The sequence below is a fragment of the Corynebacterium riegelii genome (assembly GCF_016728505.1).
Taxonomy (GTDB): Bacteria; Actinomycetota; Actinomycetes; order Mycobacteriales; family Mycobacteriaceae; genus Corynebacterium; species Corynebacterium riegelii.
In genome coordinates, this window is sequence record NZ_CP068159.1 from 843,597 (window position 1) to 863,453 (window position 19,857).

The 19,857-nt window shown below is 63.6% G+C and carries 25 protein-coding genes and 1 tRNA gene; 17 read left to right on the forward strand and 9 right to left on the reverse strand.

Translation table 11 applies throughout. From position 1 onward, the window contains the following. Nucleotides 1-18 precede the first annotated feature (18 nt). Nucleotides 19-95: transfer RNA gene (locus tag I6I71_RS03790), tRNA-Pro, on the reverse strand. Between the two features lie 121 nt (nt 96-216). After that, nucleotides 217-1,107 carry a metallophosphoesterase gene (locus I6I71_RS03795; RefSeq protein WP_201822355.1) on the reverse strand — a complete coding sequence of 297 codons (891 nt, stop codon included), beginning with the start codon at nt 1,105-1,107 and terminating at the stop codon, nt 217-219. Between the two features lie 24 nt (nt 1,108-1,131). On the opposite strand from I6I71_RS03795, the gene I6I71_RS03800 reads away from it, so the two are divergent. Beyond that, nucleotides 1,132-1,581 carry a GatB/YqeY domain-containing protein gene (locus tag I6I71_RS03800; RefSeq protein WP_201822357.1) on the forward strand — a complete coding sequence of 150 codons (450 nt, stop codon included), beginning with the start codon at nt 1,132-1,134 and terminating at the stop codon, nt 1,579-1,581. A 5-nt stretch (nt 1,582-1,586) separates the two neighbouring features. Here I6I71_RS03800 and I6I71_RS03805 read toward each other — a convergent pair whose 3' ends face one another. Then, nucleotides 1,587-4,034, reverse strand: coding sequence for a transglycosylase domain-containing protein (locus I6I71_RS03805; protein ID WP_236587386.1), 2,448 nt, complete (start codon nt 4,032-4,034; stop codon nt 1,587-1,589). 143 nt (nt 4,035-4,177) lie between these two features. On the opposite strand from I6I71_RS03805, the gene I6I71_RS03810 reads away from it, so the two are divergent. The 4 genes from I6I71_RS03810 to I6I71_RS03825 are packed head-to-tail and all read left to right on the forward strand — an operon-like array spanning nt 4,178 to nt 6,019. Beyond that, nucleotides 4,178-4,540, forward strand: coding sequence for a WhiB family transcriptional regulator (locus tag I6I71_RS03810; RefSeq protein ID WP_083278896.1), 363 nt, complete (start codon nt 4,178-4,180; stop codon nt 4,538-4,540). Nucleotides 4,541-4,567: 27 nt separating this feature from the next. Then, entirely contained in the window at nt 4,568-4,723 is a 156-nt protein-coding gene (locus I6I71_RS03815; RefSeq protein ID WP_180950503.1) for a DUF4177 domain-containing protein, read from the forward strand. After that, nucleotides 4,723-5,196: a RidA family protein gene (locus tag I6I71_RS03820; RefSeq protein ID WP_201822359.1), complete on the forward strand. Its 474-nt coding sequence runs from the start codon at nt 4,723-4,725 to the stop codon at nt 5,194-5,196. Before I6I71_RS03815 ends, I6I71_RS03820 begins: the two co-directional genes overlap by 1 nt. Nucleotides 5,197-5,206: 10 nt before the next feature. Beyond that, nucleotides 5,207-6,019, forward strand: coding sequence for an MBL fold metallo-hydrolase (locus I6I71_RS03825; protein WP_201822360.1), 813 nt, complete (start codon nt 5,207-5,209; stop codon nt 6,017-6,019). An 82-nt stretch (nt 6,020-6,101) separates the two neighbouring features. Here I6I71_RS03825 and glxR read toward each other — a convergent pair whose 3' ends face one another. Further along, on the reverse strand, nt 6,102-6,785 hold the full coding sequence (gene glxR, locus I6I71_RS03830) for a CRP-like cAMP-activated global transcriptional regulator GlxR (RefSeq protein ID WP_052205548.1): 684 nt from the start codon (nt 6,783-6,785) through the stop codon (nt 6,102-6,104). A 62-nt stretch (nt 6,786-6,847) separates the two neighbouring features. Further along, entirely contained in the window at nt 6,848-6,970 is a 123-nt protein-coding gene (locus I6I71_RS12160) for a hypothetical protein (RefSeq protein ID WP_256388253.1), read from the reverse strand. 23 nt (nt 6,971-6,993) lie between these two features. Between I6I71_RS12160 and nth the strand changes: the two genes are divergently transcribed. From nth to I6I71_RS03850, 4 genes are read left to right on the forward strand one after another with little or no spacing between them, the layout of a single operon-like run. After that, nucleotides 6,994-7,800, forward strand: coding sequence for an endonuclease III (gene nth / locus I6I71_RS03835; RefSeq protein WP_201822362.1), 807 nt, complete (start codon nt 6,994-6,996; stop codon nt 7,798-7,800). Next, nucleotides 7,793-8,398, forward strand: coding sequence for a TlpA family protein disulfide reductase (locus tag I6I71_RS03840; RefSeq protein ID WP_236587387.1), 606 nt, complete (start codon nt 7,793-7,795; stop codon nt 8,396-8,398). The genes nth and I6I71_RS03840 overlap by 8 nt, the downstream gene beginning before the upstream one ends. Further along, on the forward strand, nt 8,399-9,055 hold the full coding sequence (locus I6I71_RS03845) for an NUDIX hydrolase (protein ID WP_201822364.1): 657 nt from the start codon (nt 8,399-8,401) through the stop codon (nt 9,053-9,055). 21 nt (nt 9,056-9,076) lie between these two features. Then, on the forward strand, nt 9,077-10,255 hold the full coding sequence (locus I6I71_RS03850) for a MarP family serine protease (RefSeq protein ID WP_201822371.1): 1,179 nt from the start codon (nt 9,077-9,079) through the stop codon (nt 10,253-10,255). A gap of 16 nt (nt 10,256-10,271) precedes the next feature. Here I6I71_RS03850 and I6I71_RS03855 read toward each other — a convergent pair whose 3' ends face one another. The 3 genes from I6I71_RS03855 to I6I71_RS03865 form a co-directional block, all read right to left on the reverse strand. After that, nucleotides 10,272-11,039, reverse strand: coding sequence for an alpha/beta fold hydrolase (locus I6I71_RS03855; RefSeq protein WP_201822373.1), 768 nt, complete (start codon nt 11,037-11,039; stop codon nt 10,272-10,274). A gap of 9 nt (nt 11,040-11,048) precedes the next feature. Next, entirely contained in the window at nt 11,049-11,579 is a 531-nt protein-coding gene (locus I6I71_RS03860) for a phage holin family protein (protein WP_052205542.1), read from the reverse strand. Nucleotides 11,580-11,656: 77 nt separating this feature from the next. Next, nucleotides 11,657-12,448 (reverse strand): HAD family hydrolase, encoded by a 792-nt coding sequence (locus tag I6I71_RS03865; protein WP_201822375.1) that lies wholly within the window; start codon nt 12,446-12,448, stop codon nt 11,657-11,659. Between the two features lie 184 nt (nt 12,449-12,632). Between I6I71_RS03865 and ssd the strand changes: the two genes are divergently transcribed. From ssd to I6I71_RS03900, 7 genes are all read left to right on the forward strand, one after another. After that, nucleotides 12,633-13,652 carry a septum site-determining protein Ssd gene (ssd, locus tag I6I71_RS03870; protein WP_201822377.1) on the forward strand — a complete coding sequence of 340 codons (1,020 nt, stop codon included), beginning with the start codon at nt 12,633-12,635 and terminating at the stop codon, nt 13,650-13,652. After that, nucleotides 13,649-14,788 carry a TadA family conjugal transfer-associated ATPase gene (locus tag I6I71_RS03875; RefSeq protein WP_201822384.1) on the forward strand — a complete coding sequence of 380 codons (1,140 nt, stop codon included), beginning with the start codon at nt 13,649-13,651 and terminating at the stop codon, nt 14,786-14,788. The genes ssd and I6I71_RS03875 overlap by 4 nt, the downstream gene beginning before the upstream one ends. Continuing rightward, complete coding sequence (locus I6I71_RS03880) at nt 14,785-15,549, forward strand: type II secretion system F family protein (RefSeq protein WP_201822391.1); 765 nt, start codon at nt 14,785-14,787, stop codon at nt 15,547-15,549. Before I6I71_RS03875 ends, I6I71_RS03880 begins: the two co-directional genes overlap by 4 nt. After that, complete coding sequence (locus I6I71_RS03885) at nt 15,546-16,124, forward strand: type II secretion system F family protein (protein WP_201822399.1); 579 nt, start codon at nt 15,546-15,548, stop codon at nt 16,122-16,124. The genes I6I71_RS03880 and I6I71_RS03885 overlap by 4 nt, the downstream gene beginning before the upstream one ends. Nucleotides 16,125-16,196: 72 nt before the next feature. Continuing rightward, complete coding sequence (locus tag I6I71_RS03890) at nt 16,197-16,388, forward strand: DUF4244 domain-containing protein (RefSeq protein ID WP_070494245.1); 192 nt, start codon at nt 16,197-16,199, stop codon at nt 16,386-16,388. Nucleotides 16,389-16,407: 19 nt separating this feature from the next. Beyond that, nucleotides 16,408-16,680 (forward strand): hypothetical protein, encoded by a 273-nt coding sequence (locus I6I71_RS03895; RefSeq protein ID WP_201822403.1) that lies wholly within the window; start codon nt 16,408-16,410, stop codon nt 16,678-16,680. Further along, entirely contained in the window at nt 16,677-16,982 is a 306-nt protein-coding gene (locus I6I71_RS03900) for an Rv3654c family TadE-like protein (protein WP_201822405.1), read from the forward strand. The genes I6I71_RS03895 and I6I71_RS03900 overlap by 4 nt, the downstream gene beginning before the upstream one ends. On the opposite strand, the gene I6I71_RS03905 is transcribed toward I6I71_RS03900, so the two are convergent. Next, nucleotides 16,979-19,378, reverse strand: a complete 2,400-nt coding sequence (locus I6I71_RS03905) for a DEAD/DEAH box helicase (RefSeq protein WP_201822415.1) — start codon at nt 19,376-19,378, stop codon at nt 16,979-16,981. The genes I6I71_RS03900 and I6I71_RS03905 overlap by 4 nt on opposite strands. 175 nt (nt 19,379-19,553) lie before the next feature. Between I6I71_RS03905 and I6I71_RS03910 the strand changes: the two genes are divergently transcribed. Further along, nucleotides 19,554-19,757, forward strand: a complete 204-nt coding sequence (locus I6I71_RS03910) for a cold-shock protein (RefSeq protein WP_052206482.1) — start codon at nt 19,554-19,556, stop codon at nt 19,755-19,757. Nucleotides 19,758-19,857 lie beyond the last annotated feature (100 nt).

Below are 19,857 nucleotides of genomic sequence, written 5' to 3' on the forward strand. Positions count from 1 at the left end.
TGAACCCTGGAGGTGATGTGGTCGGGATAACAGGATTTGAACCTGCGACCTCTTCGTCCCGAACGAAGCGCGCTACCAAGCTGCGCCATATCCCGGTTGTATACCTTGCGGCTTTTGCCCCGCGGTACTCGCAACACTGTACTCCGCTTCTTGCCAGGGACAAAATCGCCACCCAGCCAGCGCGCAACCAGCACCAAACCAGCGCGCAACCACCCACTAGCTAGAGCGCTCAACCACCCGCAGCAGCACTGCCGTCGGCGGGCAGAACAGGCGCACCGGCGCGAACTTCGACTGGCCCAAGCCGGGGGAGACCTCCATCCACATGCGTCCATAACGGTGCAGGCCAGAGGCACGCTTGCGGTCAATGTCTGCGTTCGTCACAATCGCGCGCCGCCCCGGCAAACAGATCTGGCCGCCGTGGGTGTGGCCGGCAAGGGCGAGTTGGTAGCCGTCGGACTCGAAGGCGTCAAGGACGCGCCTGTAAGGAGCATGCAGAAGGCCAATTGTGAGGTCCGCATCGGGGTTGGGGGCGCCCGCCACCTTGGAGTAGTTATCAAGGTCGTGGTGCGGGTCGTCCACACCCGCCAAGGCCAAGCGCACGCCGGAGGCCTTGAACTCCAGGCGCTTGTGGGTGGCGTCTTGCCAGCCGCGTTCAATAAACGCCGCGCGCATGCCCTCCCACGGAAGGTCCACGTAAGACGGAGTGCGCTTGCCGCCGGTCAAATACTTCAGCGGGTTAACCGGCTTCGGCGCCCAGTAATCGTTCGTGCCAAAGACGAACGCGCCCGGCACGTTCAAAAGCGGGCCCAAAGCGTCGAGCACCCACGGCACCGCGCGCGTATCCGAAAGGTTATCGCCGGTGTTGATCACCAGGTCTGGCTCCAAATCGGCCAGTCCGGAGACAAACGACACTTTCTTCTTCTGCCCCGGAATCATGTGCAGATCCGAGATGTGCAGAATGCGGAAGTCGTCTTTACCGCGCTGTGAACCCTTCAGCGTGCCTGGCGGCAGCAACGGCAGTTCGTATTCGTGCAGCTGAAAGTGGGTGGTTTGGGTGATGGCCCACGTGAGCGTCGATAAGCCTAAAGCTCCAATGACCTTCTTCATTCACACCACTGTAATCTCGCAAGCATGAGTGCATTCAAAGACCAGATCCGCGCAGACATGAAAGAGGCCATGAAGGCCAAGGACAAGGACCGCACCGGCACCATCCGCATGCTGCTCGCCGCCATCCAACTCGCCGAGACCGAGGGCGCAAAGCACGAGCTCGAAGAGTCCGAGATTCAGAAGATCATCGCCCGCGAAATCAAGAAGCGCCGCGAATCCGCCGAGATCTACCAGACCAACGGCCGCGAGGACCTGGCAGCCCAGGAGCTGAAGGAAGCGGAGATCCTGGAGGTCTACCAGCCGAAGCAGCTGACGGACGAGGAGCTTTCCCAGCTTGTAGACGCCGCCGTGAACTCCACCGGCGCCACCTCCATGGCCCAGATGGGCCAGGTGATGAAGGAAGCTACCGCTGCCGCCGCTGGTCGCGCGGACGGCAAGCGCATCTCCGAGGCTGTGAAGGCGCGCCTGAGCTAGCTGGCCTAGTTGTTGAACAGGCTCTGGATGCCGTCAGCCACGTCACCGAACTGACGGCCAAGCTCATCCAGGTCTACCGGGGGATTCGGCGCGGGCACAGGCTCCGTCGGCGCGCCGGGTGAGGTAGTGGGGGCGCCCGGCGTGGTGGTTGCCGTGCCGGTGGGGGAGGTTGTGGTGGCGCCCGTGCCGTCGGAGATGTTGACGGTGACGATGGTGCCGCGCGTTAAGTTCGGATCACTTGCCGCCACGGACACCACCTGGCCTGCGGGCGCGCCGCCGCCGCTGACGGTGACCACGGTGACCGTAAAGCCTTGCGCCTCCAGCTTGGAGCGGGCGGCGGCGGACTGCATACCAATCACCTCGTCCAACACGCCGCGGCGCGTGCCCTTCTTGTACGTCCAGGAAGACTCAGGCAGGCCAGCAGAAGCCGCGCCTGGCACTTGGCCGGCGCCCTGGAACCACGTATCGGCAGCTTCGTTGCCGCCAAACAGGTTGCCGTAGGAGCACTGGCGCACCGGCCCGGTACACAGCGGGGAGGACTGGATGCCGTCGTTGAAAATGTACGGCGCAGCAGACACGCCGCGGGTAAAGGCGAGGAACGCCGAGGACTGGTGAGACTCCGTGGTACCCGTCTTCGCGGCAACCGGCGCGCGCCAGCCGTTGAAGTTAGCGGCGCGCTGTGCGGTGCCCTCGATGGTGTCCAGTGACATGCCCTGGGACAATGCGGCGGCGACCTCCGGGGCAATCGCCTGCTCACACGCAGGGCGCTCGATGTAGACCTCGTGGCCATCCTTGTCCGTCACGCTTCGGATCGGGTTGGGTTCGCACCACATGCCGCGCGAAGCCAACGTGGCGCCCACATTGGAAAGCTCAAGGGCGTTGACCGCCAGCGGCCCAAGGGTGAACGCGCCCATGTTTTCGTCCTTGGCGGCCTGCGCGATTGAACGGCCGTCCCCAAATGAGCCCTCATCAAGGTACGAACGCAGCCCCAAACGCACGGCCGTATCCACCACCGGGGCGACGCCCACGCGCTGGATCAGCTCAATAAACGTGGTGTTGGGGGAGTGGGCGAGCGCCTCCGCCAGCGTCATGCGCGGCGGGTACACGCCGGCGTTTTCCACACAGTACGCATCCGGCGGGCAGCCGGCCGCGCCACCTTTACCCATGCCGTACACCACAGAGCGGGTGGGCACCTCCAACACGGTGTCCAGGCCGTAGCCCTGCTCAAGTGCCGCGGCGGCAGTGAAGATCTTGAACACGGAACCCGCACCATGGCCCACCAGGGACGCCGGCTGCGGCAAAATCGTCTGACTCTGCTCTAAGTCCAGGCCGTAGTAGCGGGAAGATGCCATCGCGGCAATCTCACGCGTCTCCGTACCCGGAATGATGATGTCCATGACGTTGGCAACGCCTGGCGTTTCCGCCGCAACGTTGTTGCGCACTGCACCGTTTGCTGCCGCCTGAATCGCCGGGTTGAGCGTGGTGTGAATGGTGTAAGAGCCGCGCTCCAGCTCCTCTTGCGTCAGGCCCTTCTGCGCCAGGTAGTGCAGGGCGTAATCGCAGAAGAAGCCGGCGTCCCCGGCGGCAATGCAGCCGTCTGCAAGCAAAGCTGGCTTCTCCAACATGCCAAGCGGCATGCCTGCATTCCTGTCGGCCTCTGCTTGGGTGATGTAGCCCTCTGCAGCCATGTTCTGCAGCACGATGTTGCGGCGCGTCGTGGCACCTTCCGGGTTGGTGTACGGGTTGAGCGCCTCAACGGACTGCAGCAGGCCGATCAACAGCGCCGCCTGTGCCGGGTTCAACTCCACAGCCGGGATGCCGAAGTAGGTCTGTGCGGCAGCTTCGATGCCGTAGGCGTGGTTGCCAAAGCTGACCAGGTTTAGGTAGCGGGTGAGAATCTGATCCTTATCCAGCGTCTTGTCCAGATCAGAGGCCATGCGCATCTCACGCAGCTTGCGCGGAATCGACTGCTCGGTTGCGGCCTTGGCGTCCTCGTCCGAATCGGCCTCCACCAGCCACAGGTAGTTCTTCACGTACTGCTGGTTGATTGTGGACGCGCCCTGCTCCACCCCACCGGCCAAAATATTGGTCACCATTGCGCGGGCAAAGCCCTGCATGTCTACGCCCTCATGAGTGAAAAAGCGGCGGTCCTCCGTAGCCACCAGGGCGTCCTTGGCGTATTGGGAAATCTGGTGGCTCTCCACCTCATAGCGGCGCTGATTAAAAATCGTGGCAATCGTGTCCCCGTTGACATCTGTGATGGTGGTCACCCCTGGGACAGCGCCGTCGGACATGTCCGAAAGGTTGGACTGCATCGTCTCATCTGTACGCGCAATAGCCATGCCGCCGAGCCCCGCGATCGGGGCAGCACACAACGCCACTGCCAGCGCAGACGCCAACGTCGCGGTGATCAGCTTTCCAAGAGATTGCCCGAAGGACCGAATGCCAGACACGCTTTTACAGTAAACGATGCGTCGATGTGGTGGAATAGCCCACTCCCCCCAATCTGTGATCAATTCGACACCTGCCGGGGGCTGTGAATACACTTACACATGCAATATGCAGAGTGTTGCAAGAAATTTGAAAGGGGTTTGCCATGACCGCCACGTTGAGTCGCACCGCCTACGCTGAGCCTGCAGCCCGAGTAACTGCGCGGAAATGTGACGCATCCGGCAATTTGGTGTTTGACCGTGGGGATTGGGTAACGCAAGCGAACTGCCGCAACGGTGACCCGGACGCCCTTTTCGTCCGTGGGGCTGAGCAGCGCAAGGCTGCAGTTGTGTGCCGTCGTTGCCCGGTGCAGCTGGAATGCCGCGCCGATGCACTGGATAACCGTGTGGAGTTTGGCGTTTGGGGTGGTCTGACTGAGCGTCAGCGCCGCGCCGTTCTTCGTAAGAATCCGCATGTGACGGACTGGGCAGAGTATCTGTCTTCCGGTGCCGCAATCGAAGGTCTTTAATCCTGAGATCCCGGTATGGTGGTTGCCATGACTAAATGGGAATACGCCACCGTACCGTTGCTCTCGCACGCCACTAAGCAGATCCTGGACACCTGGGGTGAAGACGGGTGGGAACTCGTCGCCGTCACCCCGGGCCCGAACCCGGACAATGTTGTGGCTTACATGAAGCGGGAGGCTCAATAATGTCGTGGAAAGCTCGCCTAGCTGAGCTGGGCATTGAACTGCCCACTGTTGCTGCGCCCGTGGCCAGCTACGTCCCCGCCATCCGGGTGGGTAATCAGGTTTGGACTTCGGGGCAGTTGCCGCTTGTGGACGGTGCGCTGCCCGCCACCGGCAAAGTCGGCGCAGCAGTCAGCGAAGCCGATGCTGCCGAATATGCCCGCCAGTGCGCGCTGAATGCTCTGGCCGCTGTAGATGCCTTGGTGGGCCTGGATAACGTCGCCCGCATTGTGAAGATTGTCGGCTTTGTTTCCTCTGACCCTGCCTTTACCAGCCAGCCCGCAGTAATTAACGGTGCCTCGGACCTGATGAAGGAAATCTTTGGTGACGCAGGCGAGCACGCACGCTCCGCCGTTGGCGTTGCCGTCCTGCCGTTGGACGCGCCGGTGGAAGTGGAGCTGGTTGTTGAGCTAGCTGAAGCGCCAGCAAAGGCATAGGGTAGAAGACATGAAGCACCCTGCATATAGCCAGTTGCGTCCAGTGACGGCGAACGCCGCCGTCGTGCTCGCCCCCAACCCCAGCTACGGCTCCCTTGAGGGCACGAACTCCTGGGTAATCCGGGATCCTGAGGATGAGTACAGCATTGTTGTTGACCCGGGCCCAGCAGATGAGGGTCATCTCAACGTGCTGCAGGCCAAAGCCGACAAGGTCGCCCTGATCATTTTGACCCACCGCCACCACGACCACGCCGATGGCGCGGAGCGTTTCCGTCAGCTCACCGGCGCACCGGTGCGTGCATTTGACCCGAACTACTGCTCCGACGGCGTTGAGCCGCTGCAGGACGGGGAGGTCATCTCCGTTGACGGTGTCACCCCCAAGCTGAAGGTTGTCCACACCCCGGGCCACACCTCTGACTGCGTGTGCCTGTACGTCTACCCGGGTGAGCCTGAAGGTGCCCCTGAGGGCATCATCACCGGCGACACCATCGCGGGCCGCCACACCACGATGATCTCTGAGACGGATGGTGATCTGGGCCTCTACCTGGAGACGCTGGCCAAGCTGGAGGAAGACGGCCGCGGCGTCATGCTGCTGCCGGGCCACGGCCCAGAAGGCGAGGATCTTTCGGCGTACGCACGCAAGTACATCGACCGCCGTAACCAGCGTCTTGAGCAGATCCGCGAAGCTCTGGCCACCCACGGTCAGGACGCGGACATCAACACGCTTGTAGACGCGATTTATGACGACGTTGACCCCGTCCTGCGCGGCGCCGCCGAGCAGTCCACCCGCGTTGCCCTGCGCTACCTGCAGGCAGACCAGTAAGGTCATTTCAGTACTGACGAAAATGCCGCCCTTTTTGGGGCGGCTTTTCGTTTGCGTAGCTCAGGCGAACTAGCGAGCAGATTTAGCGGGCGCGGCGAGCTAGGTGCTCCGTGTCCACGATGAGCACGCTCTTGCCCTCCAGGCGGATCCAGCCGCGGTGAGCGAAGGTGGCCAGTGCCTTGTTCACGGTCTCACGGGAAGCGCCAACAAGCTGGGCGATCTCTTCCTGGGTCAGGTCGTGGTTGACGCGCAGGGCGCCGCCTTCCTGCATGCCAAAGCGGTTAGCCAGCTGCAGAAGCGTCTTGGCCACGCGGCCCGGAACGTCCGTGAAAATGAGGTCTGCCAGCGACGCGTTGGTACGACGCAGACGACGCGCCAGCACGCGAAGCAGCTGCTGGGAGATCTCCGGGTGGGTGTCAATCCACTGCTTGAGCATCGTGGAGTTCATCGTTGCCGCAGTGACTTCCGTGACGCACACGGCGGAAGAGGTGCGCGGGCCCGGGTCGAAGATGGACAGCTCGCCGAACATGTCGGATGGGCCCATGACGCTGAGCAGGTTCTCGCGGCCGTCGGGGGCATGGCGGGCGAGCTTCACTTTCCCGTCCACAATAATGTAGAGGCGGTCGCCCGGTTCGCCCTCATCAAAGATGGTGGTGCCACGCGGGAACGTGACAGTCTCCATATCCGCAATCAGGGCGGCGACAGCGTCAGGGTCAACGCCCTGGAAGATGCCTGCCCGTGCGAGGATTGCCTGCACGTCTTCCATCGGAACCTCCTGTAACATATTCCTGTGACGTAATCAGTCTCTAAACCATGTTGAGACTACCATCACACGGCAGTGTTCGTGGCCAAATCCCCCGTAGTGCCTAGCGCGGCCTGTTCCATCCGCTCCATGCCAATGGTAAACAGCCCAAGAAATAGCGGAACAATGATGGCGGCGATGATGGTCATGGGGATGATTGTAGGGTGTGCGTATGGCGTCGATAAGCAAAAGCTCCCACCGGCGGGGCAAACACCCCGCAGCAAAGGGGACCGAAACCCGGCTGGGGCTTGTGCGGCGCGCACGGAGAATCAACCGTACGCTGGCGAAAACCTATCCTGATGCGCACGCTGAGCTGGACTTCTCCAACCCGCTTGAGCTGCTTGTGGCAACCGCACTGTCCGCGCAGACCACAGACGTGCGCGTAAACCAAGTCACCCCCGCACTGTTTGCAAAGTATCCAACCGCCGAAGCCTACGCGGAGGCTAACCAGGCGGAAGTTGAAGAAATCATCCGCTCCACCGGATTCTTCCGCTCCAAAGCCGCCAACCTCATCGGGCTGGGACAAAAACTGGTCAGCGATTACGGCGGTGAGGTCCCAGTGGCGCTGGAAGACCTGGTCACCCTGCCCGGCGTTGGGCGCAAAACCGCGCACGTGGTTCGCGGCAACGCCTTCGGGCTGCCCGGTTTGACGGTGGACACCCACTTCCAACGCCTGGTGAAACGGCTGATGTTTACGCAGGAAACTGACCCGGTAAAGATTGAACACGCAGTGGGCGAACTGCTGGAAAAACGCGAGTGGACCATGTTTTCCCACCGCATCATTTTCCACGGGCGGCGCGTATGCCATGCCCGGAAGCCGGCGTGTGGGGTGTGTCCGATAGCATTTGACTGTCCAAGCTTCGGCGCCGGACCTATAAACCCGGAAGAAGCCGCTGCACTGGTCAAAGGCGTAGAACGCGAACATATTCTGCGCATGGCCGGATTTGAAGAGCCCGGAATGGAGGAGGCGAGTGAATAAGCAAGCAATGGCATCTGTGGTTGCCGCTGGTGTGGCCACAGTGTTCATCCTTGCTGGGGCGTTTGCCCTGCTCCGCGGTGGGCCCGATGGGGGCCCGGACGCGTCGTTGGCTTCTTCGTTCGACCCCTCGATGAGCGCCCAGCGCTCCGAAGTCATGGCGCCTGCCGCGGAGTACTCCGGCAACCGCCCGGACTGTGTTGCCGGTGGTGTTGGCGGCGTTGATCTGCCGTGCCTTGGTGGCGCGGAGGAGCCGGGCCAGTTTGCGGACGTCACGCTGGTCAACGTGTGGGCGTGGTGGTGCGTGCCGTGCCGCGAGGAGCTGCCGGTGCTAGACCAGTTCGCCCGCGAGCACCCTGAGGTCAGCGTGGTTGGCGTACATGCGGACGCCAACGCTGAGAACGGCATTGCGCTGCTGGATGAACTAGACGTGTCTTACCCCAGCTACCAGGATGATTCCGGCAAGTTTGCAGGCCAGTTGGCGCTGCCGAACGTGGTGCCGCTGCTGCTGGTGTACAAGGACGGCGAGCAGGTCGGCGTATACCCGCAGACGTACGCGAGCGTGGAAGAGCTTGAGGCGCTGATCGGGCAGGTTAACTAGATGGACGTAGCGCTCACCCCTGAGCGCGCACCCAGCTGGCTGCGCCCGCTCATTGACGCTTTGGGCGACCCGGATCCTTCCGAGCCGGCTGATGCCGCAGTGCTGGTGCTGTTCACTGGCGCGGATCAGGGTGATTTGCCTGAAGACGCCGCGTTGTTAATCACCCACCGCCATCCCAACATGCGCCACCACTCTGGCCAGATGGCGTTTCCCGGCGGCCGTATTGACCCGGAAGACCGCGGGCCGGTGGATGCCGCCCTGCGCGAGGCAACCGAAGAGACCGGCCTTGAACGCCACCGCGTGACGCCGCTTGCGGTGTTAGACGTGATCACCACAGGTGGCTCGCGCAAGCGTGTGCGCCCAGTGATTGCCTACGCCGCGGACCCCGGTGAGGTGTATCCGGCCAGCGAGATTGAAACCGATGACGTGTTCTTCATTCCGATTGCACACTTGGTGGATCCGTCGAAACGCTTGAAAGTGAAGTTTCAGAGGTGGTCCGGTCCGGCGTTCTGGGCGCGCTGCTACCTGGTGTGGGGTTTTACCGCCGGGGTGATAGCCAAGCTTCTAGACGCCGCCGGTTGGTCCCGCCCCTGGGACCACACCACCCGCCATCCGCTTGATGACGCCTTGGCACGTTCCTGCAACGATGAGCGCTAAACGCCAGCTACACTAACGCCGATGTTTTTGGATTTGGCTCTGGTTGCACTGATTGTGCTCTCGCTTATTGGCGGGTGGCGCTCTGGTGCGCTGGCGTCCGTCTTCGCTGCCATTGGCGTGGTGGCCGGGCTTGTGGTGGCGCTGGCGATCGCACCCTTTGCGCTTGACGTGACAGATTCGCGCGTGCTGCGTATTGCGATCTTGGTGCTGCTGGTTGTCGGTTTTGTGGCCGTGGGCAACATCGCCGGCTCGGCTGCGGGTGCGCAGGTACGTGGCAGCGTGCGCAGGCGGTGGGTGCGCCGCGTTGACTCCCTTTTCGGCGCCGCGTTCCAGGCTTTGGCGATGAGCCTAGTGCTGTGGTTTATCTCCATCCCGCTGGCGGCATCCGTGCAGGGTCCGGTGGGCGACACGCTGCGCGCCTCCAAGGTGTTTGGGACGATTGACCAGGTAGCGCCTGCAGGCATTAGCCAGATGCCGCTGCGTATGGCCGCGATGCTGGACCAGTCCGGTTTGCCGCCGCTGGTACCGCCGTTCGGCCCGAGGGTTGCGCAGGTGGACGCGCCGGATCCGGCGCGTGTGCGTGAATCCATGTTGGCTGAGGTCCGTCCGGCCGTGGTGCAGGTGCTGGGTGATTCCAGCGTGTGCCAGCGCCGCCTCACCGGCAGCGGCTTTGTCATTGATAATGACTACGTTCTGACCAACGCCCACGTTGTCGCCGGCACCAACGTTGTCGCGCTGGACACCGTCATTGGTGTCAAAGAGGCCGAGGTGGTGCTCTACGACCCGGATGTGGACATCGCCGTCCTCCACTCCCCGCAGCTGGGCATCGACCCACTCCAGTGGTCCGCCCAGGAGCTTTTGCCTAACGACGCCACCGTGATCCTCGGCTACCCCCAATCCGGACCCTTCGAAGCTGCCCCCGCCCGCGTACGAGGTCGCCTGAACATCTCCGGGCCTGACATCTACGCAGCTGGGCGTGTGGATAGGGAGGCGTACGCCATCCGCGGCAGCGTCCGCCAAGGCAATTCCGGCGGCCCGCTGGTTGACGTGGATGGTGACGTAGTGGGCATGATCTTCGGCGCCGCGATGGACAACGCCGAAACCGGCTACGCCCTGACCGCATCGCAGGTGCGCGAGCGGATTGGCGACGTGCGCACGCTTCGCGTTCCCGCGGATACGCAAGCTTGCGTCGGCGGGTAGCAGCTGGCGTGGTGCTCTAGCGCAGGGTGCTGATCAGCGTTTCCACGAAGCGGTCCGGGTCCTCGATGTGGGGCGCTGCACTGAACCAGGAGCTGGCGTCAGGGGCAGCAGCGCGAGAACCAACGCCAGCACCACGCCGCAGGCCAGGCAACACTGGCCGCAGCCGGGAGGTTTCCACGATGTGGGGCAGGGCGTGGTCAATCTCGCGCGCCAAGGTTCTTAAGTGCAGGAACTCCTCGAAGCGTGGGGTGTTGTGGAAGGCGGGGGAGGTATCAGCGGCCAGGCTGGCTCGCCAAATGTGGTCTTTCACGCGAGCGCTGGCGCCCAGCAGGCGTGGGCTCACACGGGCACCATAAGCAGCCAGGCCGCGGCTGGGCGGAAGCGTAACAACGCGCTGGATAACCTGCGGGTTTCGTGCAGCGGCAGCGCGGGCGATGATGGCGCCAGTGTCAGCGCCGACAACGGTGGCTGTTGTGTGGCCGAGGGTGTGGATGGCACCGTGGACGTCCCCAAGCAAAATGTGCAACCAGCTGCCCGCGCGATGAGCGGGCTTGTCACTCATGCCGTACCCGCGCAGGTCAAGGGCCGCAACGTGGTAGCCGTGGGAGGCAAGCGGGGCGATGACATCCTTGAAATCCACCCATGCGCCGAGCGCGCCGTGGATCAGCAGGATCAACTCTGAAGACGCCGACGCGGCGTCCGCCACGTGAAGGCGAACGCCGCGTGTGTGCAGCATGCGGTGGGTGAACTCACCGTCGAGCTCCACCACGTTGGGGGAAACCACGTTCGGGGTTTAGCGCGAGGTGCCCGAGGTGTACAGGCCAGCCTCGTTCTTGGTCAGGTTTGCCTGCGCCTGGCCCGGGACCAGGTTCTTGAGCTCATTAACGCTGTCGATGGTGCGCTTCGGCGCCTGAATCTTCTTCACGCTGCGGAAACCGATCAACGCCATGAGGCCAGCCAGGGCGATCATGATAAGGAAGACGATGAGGAACGCCCAGCCGCGGTGCATCCAGGACGCCAACATCTCAGCGAAAGCGAAGAAGAGGAAGAAGGTTGCGTAAAGGGCGATAACGCCGGCGGCGCCGAAGAGGCCACCGCCTACCGCGCCCTTCTTTACAGAACCCATAACCTCGGCCTTGGCCAGCTCAATCTCGCCGCGGACCAGGGTGGATACCTGCTCAGACGCATTCGAGATTAGCGTGCCAATGGAGTCATTGCCGGGCTTGGTGGTGCCGGTTTCATAAAGCGGAATGGAATTCACCACGGAGTCTGCCATGGAGTCCACTGCGTCGGTGCCGCTGGTGTACAGGCCTTTGTTGCTCACTGTTTATACCTTCCTGAACGTTTATTTATCCCATACAACACTAGCCACATTTAGCTGGCCGCGCTGAAAACATGCTGCTACGCCGAGCGCTTATCTTTCAGCAGCTGCCTGGTCAGTAGCGTCGCGGCCAGGGCCACGGCGGCGATACCTGCAACAACGCTGGCGCCGATGGTGACCTCGCGGGCGTTCGGCATTTGGATGAGCGGCTCCGGGTTTTTGAAGATGCGGATCTCCCAGCCGTTGGCGGCCGCGTGCTTCTTCAGCGCGCGCTCTGGGTTGACGGCCACGGGGTTGCCTACCATCTCAAGCATGGGGATGTCCGTGGCGGAGTCGGAGTACGCGTAGCTTTCGGCCAGGTTGTAGCCGTGCTCTTCGGCGAAGCGGCGGACGGCGTCTGCCTTGGCGTCGCCCTTGAGGTAGTTGGTGATCTCGCCGGTCAGGCGGCCGTCTTCCACACCCATTTCGGTGGCAACGACGGTGTCAATGCCCAGCTCGCGCGCGATTGGCTCCACCAGGATGGACGCGGAGGCGGAGATGATAATCACGTCGTGGCCTGCGGCTTTGTGCTGGTTAATCAGCTCGCGGGCTTCGGTGTAGATGGCAGGGGTGACTACGGTGCGCATCGTTTCCTGGGTGATGCGCTGAACGTCTTCAACCTTCCAGCCCTCAACAAGTTGCGCGAGTGCGTCGCGCGTGGAGTCCATCTTCTCGCTGGACTGTCCTACCAGCATGTATGACACTTTTGCCCAGTAGAGTTCGAGGGCTTCGGCGCGGGTGATCATGCCGTTGTGCATGAATTCTTTGCCGAAAGCGAACGCGGATGACGTTGCAATGATCGTTTTATCCAGATCAAAGAACGCAGCAGTCATAGTTTGTGAGTGTACTGATTTGCGCGGAGAGAACACTCTGGGACAGGCCTTGTTTCGGCGAATTCCCAGGTGGTTCAAAAAGTTATCCACAATTTCGTGTTGATGCGTCAACAAAAATCGGGGGTTATCCACAGGTTTTTGCGCGGCCGTTGATGTTTGGTTTCACGGATTGCACGCTGTTTTTATGAATCAGCGCAGCTCAACACCTATCGCTGTGGCAGTGGATGATCCGCTGCTGCACCCGGAGGCCATCCACATCGCCGCCGCCACAGGCAGGCCCATCATTGAGGTCCCCGACCCGGCTCAGCTCGCCCGCATTCAGCAGAGAGCCTTCGCCGTGCTTACAGACGCCACGTGTAACCCCACTCCCAACACCTTCCACATCACGCACGATGTTGACCCAGCGACTCCCCGCACGTTTGCCTTGCCGCTGCAGGCGGCGGAGCTGCTCAAGGCGCTAGGCGCACTGTATACGCAGCTCACGCAGCGCACGCCGGCGGCTAGCCGCGGCGGGAAGGTGATTGCGCTGGTTGGGGCGTGTGGGGGAGTGGGGGTGTCTACGTTTGGGGCGTCGATAAGCAAGAAAGCTCCCGGTGCCACCTTGGTGGACGGGCATGCGCACTCCGGCGGGCTGGATCTGCTGCTGGGGCTGGAGGATGTTCCGGGCGCGCGCTGGGGTGAGGTAGCCTTTGGCGAGGGGGCGATTGCGCGTGCGGACGTGCGCCGCGCGCTGCCCGTGAGCAGTGACGATGTTGCCGTGCTGACGTTTCCGCGCTCCATGCTTGCTGACGTTGCACTGCCCCAACCCAACGACATCGACGCCGTTGCCACTGCTTTGGGTTCCTCGGGCGTGACCGTGCTGGACGTGCCGGTGGAGCTGGTGCCGCAGCGTTGTGACCTGGCGCTTGTGGTGGTGCCGGGGCAGCTGCGGGCGGCGGCGTCGGCGGCGCGGATTGTGGCGCAGTTGGCCGCGAAGAGCGTGCCGCATGGGCTGGTGTTTCGCAGGCACGGCTGGGAGTCCCTGAGCGCTGGGGAGGTGGAGCGCATTGCGATTTCCAACGTGGTGGCGGAGCTGGCCGATTGCCGGGGGCTGACCAAAACCGTGGAGCGCGCCGGGCTGCCTGCGAGGTTGCCGCGCCCGCTTGCTCGTGCGGCGGATGCGGTGCTGGCTGAAGTTGGCGTTGGGGCTGGGGGTGCGCGATGAGCACGCACGAGGAGGTTTTGGCCAAGGTACAGCGCAGGCTTGCAGACGAGCCGGGCGCACCCACCGCCCAGCGCCTTGCCCAGCTGATTCGCGAGGAAGCGGTGGTGATCAGTGACTTGGACGTGCTGGATCTCATGCGCCGCCTGCGCGAAGACACCACGGGTGCCGGGCCCTTGGAGGCGCTGCTGGCCAGCGGGGACGTGACGGACATCTGCGTCAACGGTGCGGATGCGGTGTTTGTGGATTCCGGCCACGGCTTGGAGCGCGTCACCCAGCAGTTGTTCGCTGCGGAAGAGGACGTGCGGCGTTTGGCCACGCGCCTGGCGCTTCGCTGCGGGCGCAGGTTGGATGACGCGCACCCCTTTGCGGACGGCCACCTGCGCCGCGCAGACGGCACGTTGCTGCGTTTTCATGCGGTGTTGGCGCCGACGTCTGCACACGGCACCTGCATTTCTTTACGAGTCCTCCACACCGCCACCGCTCGCCTGGACGACCTGGTCTCACGCGGTTCGGTGCCCGAAGACGTCGCCGAGGTGCTGCGCGCCGTCGTTGCTGAGCGCAAGACGTTTTTGGTTGTCGGAGGCACTGGCTCCGGAAAAACCACGCTGCTGTCTGCCCTCCTGGCGGAGGTGGACCCAGCCGAGCGGATCCTGGCCATCGAAGACACCCTGGAGCTGACACCTTCGCACCCGCACGTGCTGAACCTGTCCACACGCGGGGCGAACACGGAGGGCGCCGGCGAGATCACGATTGCAGACCTGGTGCGCCAAGCACTGCGCATGCGCCCGGATCGCATTGTGGTTGGTGAGATCCGCGGCGCCGAGGTCATCGACCTGCTGGCGGCGTTTAACACCGGCCACGACGGCGGCGCGGGCACCCTGCACGCTAACTCCATCGAGGAAGTGCCTGCACGCTTAGAGGCGCTCGCCGCCTTGGGCGGTTTGGACCGCGCCGGGTTGCACGCGCAGCTGGCAGCGGCGGTGGATGTGGTTGTGGTGGTGCGCCGGCTGGCAAGCGGGAAGCGCTGCGTACAACAGATCGGCGTGCTCGATGCGGCCGATGGCGTGGTGCGCATGCGCGTGGTGTGGGACGCCGACACCGGCGCGCACCCTGGGTTTGCGGAGGTGGCGCCATGAGTGTCAAGGTTGCGCTGCTGTGTGCTGCGGCGTTGGTGCTGCACCCGCCAAGGCCTGCGAGCCGGGTGGATGCTGCTTCTCGCCCTTTCAGCCCCGCCTGGATCCCGGTTGGGGTGGGCGTGGTCAGCCTGGTCGCGTTCAGTGTTGGGCGCGCTGGCGTGGTCATTGCCTTGGCTATGGCGGCGGCTGTTGTGGTGTACACGCTGCAGGAACGTCGCAACTCGCGCCTTCGGTTGGCCGGGGCACAGGCGGCCGCAACGTTCATTGGGCACCTGGCCGAAGGCGTGAGTGCCGGTGCGACCATGGCGGATGCCGCAGCGCGCGCCGCAGAACGCCTCCCCGCAGGCGTACCTCGGACTTTGCTTCACGACGTCTCCCTGCTCACCACCTTCACCCACCAAGGCAGCCTGCCACCGACCCTGACCACCCCTGAGCTAGAACGGGTGGCGTGTTTGTGGCGCTGCGCGCAGACCCGTGGTGTGCCTATTGCCAGCCTGTTGGCCACCGCCCGCGATGAGATAGACACCCGCCTGCAACACCGCGCCGCCACCGATGCCGCACTCACCGGGCCAAAGACCACCGCCACGGTGCTCTCGCTGTTGCCGCTTGGCGGGATAGCCATGGGCAGCGCCATGGGTGCTAACCCCGTCGGACTGCTGCTCGGTCCGGGGATCGGCTCGGCGCTGCTGTTGGTGGGCACCGCCTTCGTATGCGGCGGCGTGCTGGCCTCCGGGGCGATTATCAGGAGGGCCGCCGCATGATTTCTCCACTGACCTTTGTGTTGATGGCGCTTGCTGTGTTGGTGGGTGTGCCGTCGCCAAGCAGGCGCGTGTCAACAGCGGGAACTGGCGCGGGTACTGGTGAGCCCGCGCAACACCGCCCTCGCGATGGCCCCCCGACGGCGGATCACAACCGGTGTGCCAGTGACATCGCCCTGTTCGCCGCCTGCGTCACCGCGGGGCTTCCCCCTGCGCTCGCGGCGGCAACGGTGGCGGACACCTACCCATCCGGGGCGAGTCCCTGGCACACCACGGCCGCACTTTTGGCGCTTGGGGCACACCCCGAGCGCGCCTGGTCCGAACTGTGCCCCCTGCCTGGGGGAGCGGACCTGACAGACCTTGTCACCTTGTCCAACGCGTCCGGTACTGCGCTTGCCAACGGCTGCACGCGCATCGCCGAACGCCTCCGATCCACCTCCGCCGACGCCGCCACGGCGAAAGCGGAACGCGCCGGGGTGCTCATCGCCATCCCCTTGACGGCGTTTTTCCTCCCGGCGTTCTTCGTCCTTGGCCTGGCACCAGTGGTGATCAGCCTGGGCGCAGACATGCTCAATTAATGCACTAACAAAAACGTGAAAGGAACAATCATGAACCGCATCCACACTTTTGCCCTGATCGCACAGCTGAAAATGGGCGATTACCTCGCGCAAACAGCAGAGAAGCTGCGTAACGATAGAGGCTTATCCACCATCGAATACGCCTTTGGCTCTTTGGCGGCCGCCGCCCTTGCCGGCGTGCTGTACATGGTGGTCAACAGCAACGGCGTAAGTAGCGCCATTGAGTCCGTGATCACGGACGCGCTCAATGACCGCCCCAAGTAGCCGCACCCAAGGTTGAGCCATGAGCACCATCGAAACCGCACTGTCCATGACCGTGCTGGTCACCGTCACCGCGGCCATCATCGGGGGTATTGCCACCATCGCGGCGTTTATCTCCGCAGTGGACATCGCGGGTGCGGCGGCCCGCTCGGCCGCCATCGGCGTGAGCTACCAACCCCCGCGCGGTGAGGTAGCGATCAGCGAATCCGCAGGCCTAGTCACCGCCACCGCGCGCGTCCCCGCAGCCATTGGCACCATGCGCGCCCAGGCCATCTTCCCCGTGGAGTACCAATGAGCACCGTCACCTCTGCCGGCATCGTCAGCGCCGTCGTCGCCCTGGCCGCCTCCGTGGCGGTGATCGGCGGTTCGGTTGCGGATTCCCACCGCGCCCAGGTAGCCGCTGAGCTCGCCGCCGTTGCGGGCGCCACCGCCCTTTACCAGGGTGCAGACGCCTGCGCGGTTGCCCGACGCACCGCTGAGCTCAACTCGGCCACCTTGGAGCATTGCTTGCTTATCGACGGCCACGTCACCACCACAACCGCCATCCCCCGCACCATCCGCACAGCCACCGGCCACGCCCGGGCGGGCCCGCTTTAATCCTTCTCTTTCTTCATGACGGAGGGGCTCTGCCCCGACGTCATGCTCTGCCCCGACGTCATGGTGACAAGCGCGCCAAGCAGCTTGAGCGCGGCGTGTTTGTCCAGCGGCTGGTTGCCGTTGCCGCACTTCGGCGAGTGCACACACGAGGGGCAGCCGTCCTCACACCCGCAGGCGCGCACCGCCTCGTAGGTGGCGGTGATCCATTCGTGGAAGCGGCGGAAGCCCTCGTCGGCGAAACCTGCGCCGCCGGGATGGCCGTCGTAGACAAACACGGTGGGCAGCATCGTGTCTGGGTGCAGTGCGGTGGATACCCCGCCGATGTCCCAGCGGTCGCACGTTGCAAGCAGGGGCAACAGGCCAATGGCTGCGTGTTCCGCGGCGTGCAGCGCGCCGGGAATTTCGCCTGCGGAAATGCCCATCGCGTCCAGTGTCATGGGATCGATGGTGTAGGCCACCGCCCGGGTGATCAGGCGTTGTTCTGGCAGGTCGAGCGGGATGTGTTCGGACACGGTGCCGTCCGCAAGCCGGACCACATAGCCCGTCACCCGGTCAACCACCTCAACATCCACATTGGCCACCCACAGCCCCGGCGAGGGGTTGGTCAGCTCAGTTGGTGTGCCCAGGATGGTGATGTCCGTGGTGGAGCGCGCCTGCGTGGTGTAGTCCGGGGTTTCCGGCGTCACAAGCGCCACGTAGTCCTCCAGGTCCAGCGTGTCCACGACGAATTGTTCGCCCTGGTGGATGTACACGGCGCCGTCGTGAACCTGGCTCATCGCGCGCGCCGCATCCACGGTGCCAAGCAGGCGGCCGTCGGTGACGTCCACAATCGCCACCTCCTGGCCGGACCCGCCGCGCAACGACACGTTCGCGTGCGCCGTCTCCGGGGAGATCTCCCCCTGCAGCTGCGGCACGGCAAAGTAGTGCTCCCCGCGCTTGCGCAGGAAACCGCCGTCGACCAGCTCGTCCACCACTTCGGCAGCACCGAAGGTCTCAATGTCCGCGCTGGTCAGCGGGCGCTCAACGGCCGCGCAGTACACATGCCCACGAAGCAAATACGGATTGGAGGGATTAAACACACTGTTTTCCACCGGCTTGCGCAAAAGCGCCTCCGGGTGATGCACCAGGTAGGTATCCATCGGGTCATCGCGCGCCACCAGCACCGCCACCGAATGCTGACCCCGCCTGCCCGCGCGCCCTGCTTGTTGACGAAACGACGCAACCGTCCCCGGAAACCCCGCCATCACCACAGCGTCCAACCCACCAACGTCAATGCCCAACTCAAGTGCATTGGTGGTGGCCATGCCGAGCAACTCGCCCTCATCAAGTGCGCGCTCTAACTTGCGACGATCCTCCGCCAGATAGCCCGCACGATATGACGCCACCCGCTCGGCAAAATCCGGCCTGCCCAAAAGAACCAGCTCCTCCTGGGTGCGCATGGCCACGATCTCCGCCGCGCGCCGGGAGCGGACGAAGGTGAGGGTACGTGCGCCGTCTGCAATCAGCTGCGCCATGATGCCAGCTGCCTCGGTGGTGGCGGCGTAGCGCACCGGCGCACCATTGTCCGCGGTCGGGGCGTCCGGGCCCTCGATAAAGCCCGGTTCCCACAGGGCGATGGTGCGCTCACCGGTGGGCGCACCGTCCTCCGTCACCGCAATGACCTCGCGCCCGCACAACCTGGACGCCTGGCCCGCCGGATCCGCAGCGGTTGCAGAGGCAAAAATAAACGTCGGCGTTGAGCCGTAAGCCTCCGCAATCCTGATCAACCGACGCAGCACCAACGCAACGTTCGCCCCAAACACCCCGCGGTAGGTGTGGCACTCATCCACCACCACGTACCGCAAATGCCGAAGCAGCCGCGCCCACCGCTGATGACCAGCCAAGATTCCCGAGTGCAACATGTCCGGGTTGGTGAACACAAACCGCGACTGCTCCCGAATCCCCGCCCGCGCCTCCTGCGGCGTATCCCCGTCATACGGTGCCGGGCTGATATTGGCCGCACGCAGTCCTGCCGCACCCCGCACCATCTGCGTGGTTGCCTGCAACTGGTCAGAGCCCAACGCCTTCGTCGGCGTCACATACAACGCACACGCCTTCTCATCCGCAGCCAGCGCAGACAACACCGGCAGCTGATAACCAAGCGACTTGCCTGAAGACGTCCCCGTTGCCACCACCACATCACGCCCCGCCCACGCATGCTCCGCGGTTGCTGATTGGTGGATGTAGGGGTGGGTGACGTCGGCGTGAACAAGCAACTGCTCCAAACTCGGCTCAACCCACGCTGGCCAGCTGGCGAAACGCGCCGGGCACGGCGGCACCTTCTCAACATGCGTGATGGTGGAATGCGGCAGACGGCGCTTGAGGGAACCAATGAGACTGTCGCCGAAATCTTCCATGCAAGCAGGGTAGCCGCGCAGGCCAATTCGTGGCAGACTGGGAAACGTTCACAGATTTTGTGCGCGCCCTACGGCGGCGCTCGCGAGGATTGTGCACGCGGGCGCCAGGTCTTTCGAAGTCCTGGTGGACGACAACTCCAAGAACATCACGTCTTTCGAAAGGTCCAAACACACAATGGCAACTGGAACTGTCAAGTGGTTCAACGCAGAAAAAGGCTACGGCTTCATCGCACCAAGCGACGGCTCCGCAGACCTCTTCGTTCACTACTCCGAGATTCAGGGCTCCGGCTTCCGCACCCTCGAAGAGAACCAGCAGGTTGAGTTCGAGGTTGGCGAAGGCCAGAAGGGCCCGCAGGCCCAGCAGGTAAACGTCATCTAGCGTTTTGTTACCTCGGGCGTTTACCGCTCTTGATAGTCCCCGCCCCGGTGGTGGGGGCTTTTTCGTTGGGGGAGTGGCTGACAAAGTTGACAACGCGGTT

What these genes read in the sequence shown, in the direction of transcription:
- I6I71_RS03795 (WP_201822355.1), bottom strand. Translation starts at nt 1,107, where the DNA reads ATGAAGAAGGTCATTGGAGCTTTAGGCTTATCGACGCTCACGTGGGCC.
- I6I71_RS03800 (WP_201822357.1), top strand. Translation starts at nt 1,132, where the DNA reads ATGAGTGCATTCAAAGACCAGATCCGCGCAGACATGAAAGAGGCCATG.
- I6I71_RS03810 (WP_083278896.1), top strand. Translation starts at nt 4,178, where the DNA reads ATGACCGCCACGTTGAGTCGCACCGCCTACGCTGAGCCTGCAGCCCGA.
- I6I71_RS03815 (WP_180950503.1), top strand. Translation starts at nt 4,568, where the DNA reads ATGACTAAATGGGAATACGCCACCGTACCGTTGCTCTCGCACGCCACT.
- I6I71_RS03820 (WP_201822359.1), top strand. Translation starts at nt 4,723, where the DNA reads ATGTCGTGGAAAGCTCGCCTAGCTGAGCTGGGCATTGAACTGCCCACT.
- I6I71_RS03825 (WP_201822360.1), top strand. Translation starts at nt 5,207, where the DNA reads ATGAAGCACCCTGCATATAGCCAGTTGCGTCCAGTGACGGCGAACGCC.
- glxR (WP_052205548.1), bottom strand. Translation starts at nt 6,785, where the DNA reads ATGGAAGACGTGCAGGCAATCCTCGCACGGGCAGGCATCTTCCAGGGC.
- I6I71_RS12160 (WP_256388253.1), bottom strand. Translation starts at nt 6,970, where the DNA reads ATGACCATCATCGCCGCCATCATTGTTCCGCTATTTCTTGGGCTGTTT.
- nth (WP_201822362.1), top strand. Translation starts at nt 6,994, where the DNA reads ATGGCGTCGATAAGCAAAAGCTCCCACCGGCGGGGCAAACACCCCGCA.
- I6I71_RS03845 (WP_201822364.1), top strand. Translation starts at nt 8,399, where the DNA reads ATGGACGTAGCGCTCACCCCTGAGCGCGCACCCAGCTGGCTGCGCCCG.
- I6I71_RS03850 (WP_201822371.1), top strand. Translation starts at nt 9,077, where the DNA reads ATGTTTTTGGATTTGGCTCTGGTTGCACTGATTGTGCTCTCGCTTATT.
- I6I71_RS03865 (WP_201822375.1), bottom strand. Translation starts at nt 12,448, where the DNA reads ATGACTGCTGCGTTCTTTGATCTGGATAAAACGATCATTGCAACGTCA.
- ssd (WP_201822377.1), top strand. Translation starts at nt 12,633, where the DNA reads ATGAATCAGCGCAGCTCAACACCTATCGCTGTGGCAGTGGATGATCCG.
- I6I71_RS03875 (WP_201822384.1), top strand. Translation starts at nt 13,649, where the DNA reads ATGAGCACGCACGAGGAGGTTTTGGCCAAGGTACAGCGCAGGCTTGCA.
- I6I71_RS03880 (WP_201822391.1), top strand. Translation starts at nt 14,785, where the DNA reads ATGAGTGTCAAGGTTGCGCTGCTGTGTGCTGCGGCGTTGGTGCTGCAC.
- I6I71_RS03885 (WP_201822399.1), top strand. Translation starts at nt 15,546, where the DNA reads ATGATTTCTCCACTGACCTTTGTGTTGATGGCGCTTGCTGTGTTGGTG.
- I6I71_RS03890 (WP_070494245.1), top strand. Translation starts at nt 16,197, where the DNA reads ATGGGCGATTACCTCGCGCAAACAGCAGAGAAGCTGCGTAACGATAGA.
- I6I71_RS03895 (WP_201822403.1), top strand. Translation starts at nt 16,408, where the DNA reads ATGAGCACCATCGAAACCGCACTGTCCATGACCGTGCTGGTCACCGTC.
- I6I71_RS03900 (WP_201822405.1), top strand. Translation starts at nt 16,677, where the DNA reads ATGAGCACCGTCACCTCTGCCGGCATCGTCAGCGCCGTCGTCGCCCTG.
- I6I71_RS03905 (WP_201822415.1), bottom strand. Translation starts at nt 19,378, where the DNA reads ATGGAAGATTTCGGCGACAGTCTCATTGGTTCCCTCAAGCGCCGTCTG.
- I6I71_RS03910 (WP_052206482.1), top strand. Translation starts at nt 19,554, where the DNA reads ATGGCAACTGGAACTGTCAAGTGGTTCAACGCAGAAAAAGGCTACGGC.